The sequence below is a fragment of the Shewanella sp. S1-58-MNA-CIBAN-0166 genome (assembly GCF_040310085.1).
Lineage (GTDB): Bacteria > Pseudomonadota > Gammaproteobacteria > Enterobacterales > Shewanellaceae > Shewanella.
In genome coordinates, this window is sequence record NZ_JBEOPN010000010.1 from 57860 (window position 1) to 71273 (window position 13414).

Genomic DNA, 13414 nt, shown 5'->3' on the forward strand with positions numbered 1-13414 from the left:
AATGGTCGTTAGATTAATTCACCAAATGGCACGCTTTGCTTAGTCGCCCTTATTTATTTGCCCTTATTTAGTCGTATTTATTACTAATAGTCATTATTGGGTTAGATATTGGCCATATATTTCAGCGAAATAGGATTGAGCGTTAAACAATATTCATATTGTGGATAAAATACTCAAAATGTTTACGTTTAATGGTAATACTAGTTAAGTCGTAATACTCAAGATGATTGGGGTTCATTTTTTTAAATAATTGAAGCTATGCTGATAGTGATCAATATTATCTAAACGAGGTCGTTTAAATGATCTTTGACTAAAATTATCTTCGGTCAACACCAGCCTCGATTAATACCAACCTCGATTAACAGTACAGGGGCAGAACCGTTAGTGAGTACGATGTTGTGGAGCTATTTTGTGAATGTTCAATAAGGAGTTTCAATATGTTAAGGACTGTTAATATGTTTTACGATTCACCGCTAAAAAATATGCTTGATGAGCGCTTTTCTGTGCAAGCTTGGGTTCATCTCGTGGTATCACTCTTTTTAGTTTCATCGGTAAGTATTGCTTATGCAGAAACGCCAGTATCCAAAACTGATGGCAAGCCATTCTCCCATGACACAGTCGTAGAAGTTGCTCAAAAACTGTCCCAGATCCCCTTTGTTGAACCCAAACAAGCCCCCGAAGCGCTGACTAAAATAGATTACTCAACCTATCGTCAAATTAATTTCCAACAACATGCTGCTATTTGGGGCAATGCGCCCACGCCTTTCTCGATACAACTATTTGCTCCTGGGTATATCTATAAACAGTTGATTGATATCGACGTGGTTGAGAATGGTAAATCATTTCCGGTAGCAGTATCTGAATCATCCTTCAGAGTGCCAGATGAATCAATTGGCAAATTACTGGAGCAAGTCGGTAAATATGCAGGTTTTCGTTTGCATTACCCGATCAATCGCGATGATTATAAAGATGAATTTCTTGTGTTTCAGGGCGCCAGTTATTTTCGTGGGGTCTCTAAAGGGCAAGCGTATGGCTTATCTACCCGCGGACTTGCCATCAATGTTGCCGATCCTAAAGGTGAAGAATATCCTTTATTTAAAAAGTTTTGGATTGAACGTCCATCCAGTCATCAAGAGGCTATTGTGGTCCATGCGTTACTAGACAGTGTGAGTGTAACAGGAGCCTATCGTTTTGCTATTTACCCTGGCGATCCGACTCGAATGGGTGTCGATGTTAAGCTTTTCCCAAGGCAGGATGTTAAGAATGTGGGTCTGGCTCCGTTAACGTCAATGTTTATGCATGGCGGCATCGATCGCGCTGATACTGCTGATTACCGTCCTGCGGTGCATGACTCTGAAGGCCTGCTAATGGAAAAAGGTAATAATGAGAAAATCTGGCGTCCGCTAAATAATCCTCGTGGATTACAGGTGAGTTCTTTTATGGATGATAATCCTAAAGGGTTTGGTTTGATCCAGCCACATCGAAAATTAGATTATTATCAGGACCTTGAAGCAAATTATCATCTTCGTCCATCGGCGTGGGTTGAACCAACAGGTGATTGGGGTAAAGGTAGAGTTGAACTGGTTGAAATTCCATCTGATTCTGAAGCCAATGACAATATTGTTGCCTATTGGAAGCCAGAACAAGGTTTGAAAAAAGGCCAGCCATTCGCCTATTCATATCAATTGACCTGGGTGGATCAGATCCCTAAAACCGAAGGCAAAGTAAAAGTGGTTCGAACTGCTGGTGGTCGCAAGTTATCGACGGATAAAAATGAGATTGTTATCGATTACAGTCACATTAATGCCAATGATATCAGCCATATTCGCGTCGATGCCAGTATCAGCAGCGGCGCTATTTTAGAATCACGTATTGAGTCTAATCCCAGTGTTGATGGTGCCAGAGTTTTTATCACGTTCGATCCGCAAGATGCTGAGGTTGCAGAATTACGTGTACAGCTAAGCAACAAAGATAAACCGCTTGGTATGACATGGCTGTATCGCTTTACTGCAGAGGACTGGCCTTTATGATAGACAATAATAATCCTCTGTCTGCTCACGTTAACAATACCTATCATGATGCACGTGCATTGCCAGAGGAATCGCCACTGCTGATGTCTCGTCATGAGGTTTCTGAACCGGGTCATAGATTAACTCCGAGTCAACAAACCGTGTGGTTTACGCTGCGCACATTTGTTGCACAGTTATTTGTGTTCATGGTTACAGCAGGCTTATCGACTTATGGCATAAGAGAAATGTATTTGGTGCTTAACACCAATGCCATTACCAGTTTGCAAATGGTTTTTTTGGTGTTGTTTAGCATTAACTTTCTGTGGGTTACTTTTGCTTTTTCACAGGCACTATTGGGTTTTCTGTTGCATCTCAAACCACGCCTAATTAAAGAGAATGAGACAGAACCAGAGTTCAAAACGGCGGTATTGCTGCCTATTTATAATGAAGATCCGCTGCGTATTCGGGCCACAATAGAAGCGATGAGTGCAGATTTAATCGCTACCGCACCGGGTAAATATGCTTTCTTTATTCTCAGTGACACTAATCGAGCTGATGCATGGATTGCTGAGGAACAGACTTTTGTGGATCTTATCAATAACAGCCAACCACAGTGTCCGGTTTATTACCGTCGTCGTCACCAAAACAGTGAACGTAAAGCCGGTAATATCGGCGACTGGGTTCAGCGTTGGGGCGGTGATTATGAGGCAATGATAGTGCTTGATGCTGACAGTATCATGAGCGCAAAATCGATGGTGACATTATCACGTCGTTTAGCTAGCGCACCTGGCGTCGGTCTTATTCAAACCTTACCGACACTGGTGTTTGCCAATACGCTTTACAGCCGTTTGCAACAGTTTGCCAATCAATGCTTCGGTCCTATTTATGCCGAGGGTTTGTCGGCTTGGCATGGTTTGTCCTCAAATTTTTGGGGCCACAATGCCATTATTCGCACTAAAGCATTTGCTGAGTCATGTCATCTGCCTATTCTGTCCGGTAAAGCACCTTTTGGCGGTCATGTATTAAGTCATGACTTTATCGAAGCGGCGTTGCTGCGTCGTGCAGGTTGGGGAGTACGTTTTGATACCGATATTGAGGCTTCATTTGAAGAAGCTCCACCGTCGTTAATTGATGTGATGATCCGTGACCGACGCTGGTGTCAGGGTAATTTACAGCATTCAGCATTTATGTTTGCTCGCGGTTTCTCATTGCCGACGCGGTTGCATCTTTTGTCTGGGGTGATGTCTTACCTGAGCGCCATTTTTTGGTTAGCGCTGATTATGGTCGGGCTTGCGATTGCGGTTCAGGCGGCATTTATACGTCCAGAGTACTTTGCCAATCCATCGCTGTTTCCAACCTGGCCAGTGTTTGATTCTGAGCGCGCATTAAGCCTGTTTTTGGTGTCAATGGCCATTGTGCTGGCACCTAAAGCATTTGGCTGGTTTGCTGCCTTGATTAATATTCCGCGGTGTTTACGATTTGGCGGGCCAATATTGTTAACCTTGAGTACCTTGTTGGAAATGATCATGTCTGCTCTGTATGCACCCATTCTGATGGTGTCGCAGTTTGGCGTGGTGTTGTCTATATTTCGAGGCAAAGACAGTGGTTGGATGCCGCAATCTCGAGACGATGGTGCATTGAGCTGGATGTCAGTGATGCGTGCTCATCTTGGCCATACAGTGTTTGGGGTTGCGCTGGCTTTGACCGCACTATCGCTCAGTACAGAACTCTTTTACTGGTTATTACCGATTACAATAGGGTTGATGCTATCGATCCCTTTGTCTTGGTTAAGCGGCGGCGCGAGGCGAACTAAATGGATTAAAACAGTCGGATTATTGCGAGCGCCTGAAGAAAAAAAACCAGTTAACATTTTGGTTAAAGTGAAGGAAAACGAGGCTAATTTACCCCATCTGCGACACATGCATCCGTTCAGTCGGTTGGTTAATAATCCTTTATTATTTAAATGGCACCTTGCGCAGTTACCTGATTTAGGTAAGCAAAAGCCGACGTTTTATGCCCCGAGAATTATTGCGGAATGGAAATTAAACCATGCTGAAAGCTTATCGCAATTGGAATCATGGTTGGAACCCGCAGAGGTAATAGCATTATTAAGCAATGCGGATTATCTACAGAAATTGAAAACAATCGGTAACTAATTTCTATCACTCGTCTTTGTAACAAGTACTAAAAAAGCCGCTCAATAACGCGTTATTGAGCGGCTTTTTTAGTACTTAATACTCAGCAATTAAGATTAGATTTAGGCTCTAGATCATTATTTAGGCTGAGCCATTGCTGACGTTACAGCATTATTTATGTTGAGCCATCACTCGGGTTGCAAAATCACTTGGTCCCGCCAAAATAGCCCGGCCTACTGCCACTAAATCGACTTGCTTAGTCGCTAAAATGGTTTCGATGTAATCAATGCTTTCAATACCGCCAACACCAATCACGGCCGCTTTCGTTGTACCTGTCAGCGGCGCTGCATCTTCAACTAAAAAGCCCTCGCCGCGTTTGTCTTTAGGGCGATTCCAGCCCCCAATGCCTGATGAAACATTAAGTATTTCAACGCCAGCATCAACTAGCCATTGGCTAACGTGGCCCATATCGTCATGAGACAAACCACCAGGGTAACCGTCTTGCCCAGGAATGCGGGTCATTACTGCTAATCTTGGCGCCGCTTGTTTTATTTTACTGACTATTTCGATCAATATTCTGGCGCGATTTTCAAGGCTGCCACCGTATTGGTCTTGGCGTTGATTCGTCAGCGGAGATAACCATTGATTAATACCGTAACCGTGGGCACAGTGCAGCTCGACTAAATCAAATCCGGCTTTGTCAGCACGAATGGCAGCACTAACAAAATCTTGCTGCCATTGATTGATATCATCTAATGTCATGGCTCTAGGGGTTGGTAATACACGATCATATGCTGGCACGGTAATGCCTGACGGCCCCATAATATCAGCGCTAATACCTGCACTGTCTTTTCCGCCGCAATGGGTAATTTGTAAGCCAGTTTTTACCCCTGCATTATGTAACGTCGTGGCAATTTGGCTTAAGCCGGGTAAGCAAGCATCATCATGCGCCCCAAGCTGATTAGACTCACTTCGTCCTGCCAAATTTACATGGCTGTATTCTACCATCACCAACCCTGCACCCGACTGGGCTAAATGATGGTAATGATTGATGGTCGTTTCAGTTGCTAAGCCATTTAAGTCTGCGGTTTGTGACGCCATTGGCGGCACCACTAAACGGTTTTTAAAGGTCAGTCCGTTCGTGAGTGTGAGCGGGGTAAAGCGTAACGCGGTCATTGCAACATCCTATATATTTATGGCTATCAATATGCCAGCAATCAACATAATACTGCCTGCAGTACGATTCATTATCGTTGCCGCTTTAGGGGAGGTAAATACCTGTTTTGCACTTGATGCCAAATATGCATAAGTGAGGTTAACTGAACCAAAAGCCAAGGTTGCAGTGGCGAGTATAATCATCACATCGATAAGGTCAACATGGACCATAGGCACAAAAGCAGGAAAAAAGCTGACGTAAAATATCAATGCTTTAGGGTTGCCAAGGGCAATAAGCAGGCCTGTGATTAAATTTTTAAATTGGCTCACTTTAGGTATGGTTGCTAATTGAACGCCTTTGGCGGTTGCACGCAACATACTGAAACCTAACCAGCATAAATAAAGCGCACTGGCGTACTTTATTATTTCAAACGCTGGCCCCATCGCATTGGCAATGGCAGCCAAACCAAACAAGGCTAATAGGATGTAAACAAAGTCGCCCATCAGCACGCCAAGGGTAATAAAAGCGCCATGCTTGAACCCATTTGAAAATGCTCTTGATACCACGGCAAACACTGCCGGTCCCGGTAGTATCGCCAAAATTAACATAGTGAAAAATAATGCAATAACTTGCTGTAGTATCATTAAATAACCTGAACTTGGGTTTATGGGTAGAATACGGTGGTTATAATCGATTAGGTCGCGACACTAAATCGATTTTTCGAGAGTATATCGTATTTTCATAGCTTTAATGTATTGGTCTATCGTAAGCAGTCGTTTCAGGTTATTGAATTGTGTTTATCGACGTTATGTTTTTATTACTTTGGTATTGCGGTATGTCATTACGGCGTTAAGCGGTTCATTTTATAGGTGTTATTTTTAAAATTATGTTGAAAATTATTTTACTAACGCATTCACGAGAAATGGATCGTGCTAATAATACCGGCCAATTAGTCAAACACGTTTTAGGCGATAGCGCGCGGGTGGTTGAGTGGCACCGCAAACAGCCCGATGCTGAATTATTGGCTGCTATTGAATCCGGTGTTGTTGGATTGGTTTTTCCTAGCAATGAAGAAAATATTTCTGAAAAAGTAAGCGAGATATCTAAAAGGATATTATATTTAGTGCTTATCGATGCAACTTGGCAAGAAGCGCGCAAGATGTATAACCAAAGCCCTTACCTAAAAGCATTACCTAAAGTGTCATTGATTGGCACATCTAAGTCGATATATCCACTAAGGAGAAACCAAATTGAAGGAGGATTATGTACCGCAGAATGTGTAATACATTTATTGACTGAGTCAGAAAACGTAATCGAAGCACAACAGCTAAGTCAGTTATTGATGACATTTATTGGCAGTGAGGCCAATGTTTTAACAGGGAATAAGCGTTAGCCAATATAGATTGAAACATTTGTTGTTTAACCTCGAATAATGAAAATACTAAAATTATAATAATAACCGGAGGTTGGTATGTTTAGCACAATTCGGGCTAAATTCTCACTAATATTCATCATATTTGCAGTCGCAATAGCCATAACAGCTATTACGAATGCCACACAAAGCCAAAATCAATTAGAACAGATTCATGAACTTAGTCGTCAATTTACTCCCGCTATTTCAAGCATTATCAATGGTGATCGCGATTTATATCAAGCTCATTTAAGTGAAGTTATTTTACTTGATGGCGAGCTAACTGCTCAACAACGAGATGATCAGATGAGTAATTGGCAGGAGAATGCTGATCAAGCTAGACAGCGAGTTGCTGACTTCAGTAGTCATTTAGAGAATTACCCTGAAGTGCTCAATGCGCTTAACGGTTTTGATACTCAATATCAGAAATGGTTTACGGCCTCTACCTCGGTGATCAATGCAGTTAAAGTTGGTGATTATTCAACAGCGAAGCAACGTTATAAAGACACATCTTTACTTGAATTTGCAAGGTTACGAGATATTTTTAATGCGGCTGGAGAGCGTGCCGATGAGCAAGTAAAATTAATCGACCTAAACAATACCCAAACATCAAAAAAACACATGACAATATTATTTACTGTGTCTGGTATTTTAATTGTTCTGAGCATCTTTTTGGCTTACTACGGCCCTAAAATTGTGGTGGATAGAATTAAGGATGTGACCGATCGTATTACCGATATAGGCAAAGGTGATGGCGATTTAACCCGTCGGTTAATCATAAAACAACATGATGAAATAGGTGAACTAGCAGTAGCATTTAATCATTTTGTTGATCATTTGCAGCAAATGATCATTGCCATTGATTCACAGTCCAATGATGTGAATAGTCATATTGAGCAATTAGCGAGCAATGCTGGTATTGCCAGCCAAATTAGCCAAGATCAGCACAATTCAGTGGATAGTATTGTTACTGCTGTGAATCAAATGAGCTCAGCTGTTCGTGAAGTAGCTAAAAATGCACTCGATACCGCATCTGAGATTAATAATGTAAATGATCAGACGATTGAAGGTAAGCGTATTCTGTCGTTGTCAGTCGATAATATTCAGCAACTGTCGGAATCGGTTCAAAATGCGGTGGTTGCTATTCAAGCCTTATCGACCAATTCATCACAAATATCGTCGGTTCTTGATGTCATCCGTGGTATTGCAGAGCAAACTAACTTACTTGCCTTGAATGCAGCAATTGAAGCTGCTAGAGCGGGTGAACAAGGGCGCGGATTTGCGGTCGTTGCTGACGAAGTAAGAACCTTAGCGAGTCGAACAGATCGCTCAATTCAAGATATTCAGAACATGATTGAGAAACTTCAGAGTGGTGTTAAAGATGCAGTTCATACCATAGAAGCGGGTGCGAGTTTAACCGTAAAAACAGTTGAATTATCTTCACAAACACAAACATCACTGGACTTAATTCTCCAAGCCACTTCAAAAGTCAGCGATATGTCGACGCATACCGCAGCAGCTACTGAGCAACAAACACATGTGACCGAAGAGATTAATCGTAATTTGACAGAGCTGTCTGATAAAACCCGTCATTGCAATGATGTCATTGCAGAAAATCAACAAATTGCTATAAAAACGGTTTCTGTATGCAAATCACTGCGCTCAGAAGTTGTTCGATTTAAGGTTGTTTAATATAGGATTGAACTGACAATTTAACGCAATAAAAATGGCTTAATGTTTATTACATTAAGCCATTTTATTTGGTATTTTTAAGTAGTAGTTTCTATTTCACTGAGAGATAGTCAAAGCGTTTACGCAAACGAATGTCGGCAACCGATGCGCCAATCATCACTTCAAACTGGCCTGATTCGGCTAACCAATTATTAGTGTTAACGTCCCAAAACGATAAGTCGCGTTGGGTTAGCGTAAAGCTAGCTGTTTTGCTTTCACCTGCCTTTAACCATAACTTATCAAAGCCTTTTAGCTCTTTTGCGGGACGCGGTACGCTGGCTTTAACGTCGTGCAAATACAATTGCACTACCTCGGCACCATCGACTTTACTGGTGTTAGTGACATCGACAGTAACGGTGATAATGCCATCATTTGTCATGTCAGCGCTTGAAAGACGGATGTTGCTGTAATCAAATTGGCTGTAAGACAAGCCATGGCCAAAGGCAAATAACGGCGCAATATTTTGCTGTTCAAACCAGCGATAACCAATAAATACCCCTTCGCTATAAAGTGATTCAGTGGCGTTGTAATCGTTTAACGCTATTGGCGCGGTGTCAGTAAGTTTTCTCGGTAAGGTGATGGGCATTTTACCGCTAGGGTTTTGATTGCCCAATAACATATCCGCGTAAGCATTACCGGCTTCCATACCGCCATACCAGCCCCACACAACCGCTTTAGCGTTATCTGCCCACGGCATTTCTACCGCAGAACCGCCAATCATAAACACCACAGTATTTGGATTCACTTTGAGCAGTTTGGCGATGACCTCATCTTGTTGGCCAGGCAATACCATGTCAGGTCTGTCGATAGACTCGCGGTCATCAGCATGACTTAAGCCGCCAAAGTAGATCACCGCATCGGCTTTCTTGGCTGCGGCTAAATACTCTTGTTCGGTATTGTACAAACTGTTGGGCGTTTCCCAGCCTAAGGTGGCTTGCTTGTCGCCTTGGTAACGTAAGCTCACCGCGTAAGTTTCACCAGCAGTTAAGGTCATGGCTTTACTGATAACATGTCCTTGGTTTGCTTGGGTGCTGGCGATCAGTTGTTTATCGTTAATGTACAATGCCACTTGGCCGTCAGCTTTTATGTTAAAACTGTGGCTGCCAGTTTCGATAGGTTTGATGTTGGCTTTAATATCGACAAACTGTTTTTGGCCTTTGGCATTAAATTGCGGATCGGCTATCCATGATTCACTGGTGAGCTGGGTCATTTTGTTGTCATTGTAATAATTAATTTGCCACGATGGCGTGCCTGTCCAATGACGTGTGGTGAGATAGTCATTGGGTATCGGCATAAACTGGCTGCTGGCTGGACGCATTAGTTGAATGTCGACCTTATCACCCAGTTTGGCTTTTAAACCAGCTAATGGGCTGATTTCGTAGAGTGCTTTAACTTCTGATGAGCCGCCACCAAATCCATGGCGTTTATCGGCATTGGGACCAAGTACCAAAACATGTTTAAGTTTGTCAGCGTGAAGCGGTAATACCTTGTTATCGTTTTTAAGTAATACAATGCCATTGGCGGCAAGTGTGCGAGCATCATCACGGTGAGCTTGAGTGTTACGCTCGCCGGATAAACGGTGTTTATCCATCATGCCGATGCTGAGTTGCACCCGTAAAATACGGCGGACTTTATCATCAAGTACTGATACTGGTACTTTGCCAGCATTAAGCATCTCGAGTAGCGGTTTTGCCATAAAGTAATCGTCAAAATCAGCGACATCTGTGCCCATTTCGATATCAAGGCCGTTCATGGCGGCATCATAAGTGTTGATGTCGACGTTCCAGTCGGTAAGTAACACCCCTTGAAAGCCCCATTCGCCTTTTAAGATAGTATTGACTAAGTGCTCGCTCTGATTGGCGTTAGTGCCTCTAAATTCGTTATAGGCGCCCATAATGGCATGTACGTTGGCTTGTTTTACCGCCGCTTCAAACGCTGGTAAATACACTTCACGCAAGGTGCGCTCATCAGGTGTGGCATTGACTTTTGTGCGGTTGAGCTCTTGGGTATTAAGGGCATAATGCTTTACGGTGGCGCCGACATCATTGGCCTGAATCGCTTTAATTTCGGGCACTACTAAGCTAGCTGCTAAAAATGGGTCTTCACCCATGTATTCAAAGTTACGCCCATATAACGGTAGGCGCGCGAGGTTTACACCAGGGCCCAAAATAAGATCTTTATTGCGATGACGCGCTTCTGCGCCAAGCACATTGCCGTGCAGCGTGGCCATGTTGAGATCCCAACTGGCGGCGATGGCAGTTAATGGCGGTAAATAAGTTGAGTAATCGTTAGTCCATCCTGCGGGTGCCCATGAGTTGCGATCGATTTCGTAGCGCACACCGTGTGGGCCGTCTGACATCCACATTTCATGTATGCCTAAGCGCTCAATAGCAGGTATGTGAAACTTGCCCGCGGCATGCACTAAAGACACTTTTTCCTCTAAGGTTAACTGAGGCAATAAGCGGTTAATGTCATCTTCGACTTGGCTGATACGCTCGCCAATACGCAGTTTTTCATTATCTGGTAACACCGTTAATGCATGTAAGGTTTGTGGGGTAATCGTTGGGTGTGCTGCTAATGCAGCATGGCTGACACCTAAGCATATAAGTGATGAAACACATGCTGTAAGCGCTTTCTTTTTATGATTTGACGAGATGTTGCCGTGCTGTGGCTTAGCCATAACGAGGTCCCTGTGTTATTTGAAATTGATAAAGATATTCGCGGTAAGTCGTCCTGTTTTAGGGCTGCTATCGATGTCGGTTGCTGAGTTGACTAACGTCGAGTGGAGTAGGTTACCGGGATATATGACTAAACGATTTGGCCGATATTGAACCTGATGATAAAGGGTGTAGTGATCATTACTATCGACCACATAATCAGGCGTCAGTGCTTGTTGTGCATCGACAACCGGTTGTGCCTGATTAAAGTAATGGTCAATGTTGTGTGGTGTTATCTGTTCATATTGCGTGGCGTTATGGCGAAAAAATCCAGTATCCCCATGAGAACCATCATTGAGATAGTGCAGAATCGCAAAATAGTGCGGGTCTGGGGTGTCAAAGTGTGGCATGCATTGCAGCGGCAATAAACGTTTTGCAGGCGTGTCGATAACCGAAAACACGCATTGTTGGGGCTTTATGCGTAACGAGTGTGACACCTTGTAGGTGTCATATATCAACTGATATACCGCATTAATCACTTCGATTACATATTGCTTGGGCAGCGGTGCGCGCTGCCCTGGATAGTATGAACCTTGGTCTTGATTAAATTGACTATCATCTATCGCAATATCGATTAGCGGCGACAGATCAGCGCCAAAGTCATCAATGATAATCACCGGCGTTTGCTGTAGGCCAATAAACTCAAGGTGGGGCGTAAATGGCCCCACCTTGATAATACTCTTGCTTAATAGAGTACTCTTGCTTGATATCGTTCGGTTGTTCGATGAGTCGGTTGTCATGTTACAACCTTACATGCTGGCTGATTTACAGTAATGCTGCACAAAATCATGGTGCGCTGGCAAGGTATCAACTTTACGTTTTACCGTTGCTTTAATGCTGTTTAAAAAGCTGGTTAATTCAGCTTCGTCCATCATGTCGACAATAGGATGATATTCTTTCGGCATTAAGCCTTGGCCCATCATCACTTGTATCCACGAGCTTTCACCAAACAATTCATTGCCGTATTTATAGACTTTGCCTGATTGGCTGAACATGTCGATACGATGTTGTAATGAGGCTGGAATTGGCATGTTTTTACAGTAACGCCAAAAGCGACTGTCTTCGCGATCAGTGACCTTGTAATGCAAAATAATAAAGTCGCGAATGTTATCCATTTCAACTTTAGTTTGTTGATTGAATTCAGCAATATCGGTATCTATAATGCCTTGCGACGGGAACAGCTGTAATAGGCGCACTATGCTGCGTTGGATCATATGAATGCTGGTGGACTCTAATGGCTCTAAAAAGCCGGCAGCTAACCCTATTGCTATACAGTTTTTGTTCCAATGTTGACGACGAGTACCCGTTTTAAACTTAATCACCCGAGGTTGATTGATCGGCGCGCCTTCAATGTTATTGAGCAATAATTCAGTCGCATCAGCATCAGAAATGTATTTACTGCAAAACACTAAACCATTGCCGGTGCGGGTTTGTAACGGGATACGCCATTGCCAACCAGACTCTCGGGCAATCGAGCGGGTATATGGAATTGGTTTTTGAACCGCTTCAGTTTGTACTGCAATGGCACTGTCGCACGGTAACCAGTGGCTCCAATCTTCAAAGCCAGTGTTTAAGGTTTGCTCAATAAGCAACGCTTTAAATCCGGTGCAGTCGATAAATAAATCGCCTTCAATTAACGCGCCATTTTCAAGCTTTAACGCGCGGATATTACCCGTGTCGTCGTGTTGTAATACGTCGGCTATTTTACCTTCGATGCGGGTCATGCCATGGTGCTCGGCAAATTTACGCAAAAACTTAGCATAAAGGCTCGCATCCATATGGTAAGCATGGTTGTAGTCTTGATTGGGTAATACGGCAAATCGGCCTTGGCGAGCAGCTAAATGCTCGGTGCAATAGTCGCCAATGTCACTAACCAGGCCTTGTTGCTTGCCCTTAAGCCAAAAGTGCTGAAAGCCACAAGCCCAGCAGTCTTTACCTAAAAAGCCAAATGAATGCAGGTAGTCTTTGTTGACGTCATGCCAGTTTTCAAACTGGATACCGAGTTTGAAGGTGGCATTAGTGGCTGCCATAACGTCTTGCTCTTTTAACCCAAGTAAACGATGGAAAATATGCAAGGTTGGAATAGTGGCTTCACCGACACCAACAGTACCAATTTCGTCAGATTCTACTAATACAATTTCAAGATTTTTGCCCAACAGTTTGCTAAAGGCGGCTGCGGCCATCCAACCTGCGGTTCCACCACCGGCAATGACAACTTTTTTGATTGATTTATTCATCTTGGGCATCCTGTTTGG

At 43.3% G+C, this 13414-nt stretch carries 9 protein-coding genes; 4 read left to right on the forward strand and 5 right to left on the reverse strand.

The features are described 5' to 3' along the window. Window positions 1–482 precede the first annotated feature (482 nt). Together AAEY99_RS08215 and mdoH are read left to right on the forward strand one after the other, a co-directional pair. The gene (locus AAEY99_RS08215) at window positions 483–2030 is read left to right on the forward strand and encodes a glucan biosynthesis protein G (RefSeq protein WP_502959499.1); all 1548 of its coding nucleotides are present in this window, start codon (window positions 483–485) and stop codon (window positions 2028–2030) included. Continuing rightward, window positions 2027–4165, forward strand: coding sequence for a glucans biosynthesis glucosyltransferase MdoH (gene mdoH / locus AAEY99_RS08220; protein WP_351009989.1), 2139 nt, complete (start codon window positions 2027–2029; stop codon window positions 4163–4165). Before AAEY99_RS08215 ends, mdoH begins: the two co-directional genes overlap by 4 nt. Before the next feature lie 150 nt (window positions 4166–4315). On the opposite strand, the gene AAEY99_RS08225 is transcribed toward mdoH, so the two are convergent. Beyond that, entirely contained in the window at window positions 4316–5320 is a 1005-nt protein-coding gene (locus AAEY99_RS08225) for an oxidoreductase (RefSeq protein ID WP_350979067.1), read from the reverse strand. Between the two features lie 9 nt (window positions 5321–5329). Then, window positions 5330–5944 (reverse strand): LysE family translocator, encoded by a 615-nt coding sequence (locus tag AAEY99_RS08230; RefSeq protein WP_123776995.1) that lies wholly within the window; start codon window positions 5942–5944, stop codon window positions 5330–5332. Window positions 5945–6186: 242 nt separating this feature from the next. Between AAEY99_RS08230 and AAEY99_RS08235 the strand changes: the two genes are divergently transcribed. Together AAEY99_RS08235 and AAEY99_RS08240 are read left to right on the forward strand one after the other, a co-directional pair. Further along, entirely contained in the window at window positions 6187–6693 is a 507-nt protein-coding gene (locus tag AAEY99_RS08235) for a DTW domain-containing protein (protein WP_351009993.1), read from the forward strand. Window positions 6694–6771: 78 nt separating this feature from the next. Next, on the forward strand, window positions 6772–8403 hold the full coding sequence (locus AAEY99_RS08240) for a methyl-accepting chemotaxis protein (protein WP_351009995.1): 1632 nt from the start codon (window positions 6772–6774) through the stop codon (window positions 8401–8403). 91 nt (window positions 8404–8494) lie between these two features. Here AAEY99_RS08240 and AAEY99_RS08245 read toward each other — a convergent pair whose 3' ends face one another. From AAEY99_RS08245 to AAEY99_RS08255, 3 genes are read right to left on the reverse strand one after another with little or no spacing between them, the layout of a single operon-like run. Further along, window positions 8495–11122: a glycoside hydrolase family 3 C-terminal domain-containing protein gene (locus AAEY99_RS08245; protein ID WP_351009998.1), complete on the reverse strand. Its 2628-nt coding sequence runs from the start codon at window positions 11120–11122 to the stop codon at window positions 8495–8497. A 15-nt stretch (window positions 11123–11137) separates the two neighbouring features. Continuing rightward, window positions 11138–11899 (reverse strand): DUF6445 family protein, encoded by a 762-nt coding sequence (locus AAEY99_RS08250; RefSeq protein WP_351010001.1) that lies wholly within the window; start codon window positions 11897–11899, stop codon window positions 11138–11140. 9 nt (window positions 11900–11908) lie between these two features. Beyond that, complete coding sequence (locus tag AAEY99_RS08255; RefSeq protein WP_350998775.1) at window positions 11909–13396, reverse strand: tryptophan halogenase family protein; 1488 nt, start codon at window positions 13394–13396, stop codon at window positions 11909–11911. Window positions 13397–13414: the final 18 nt, after the last annotated feature.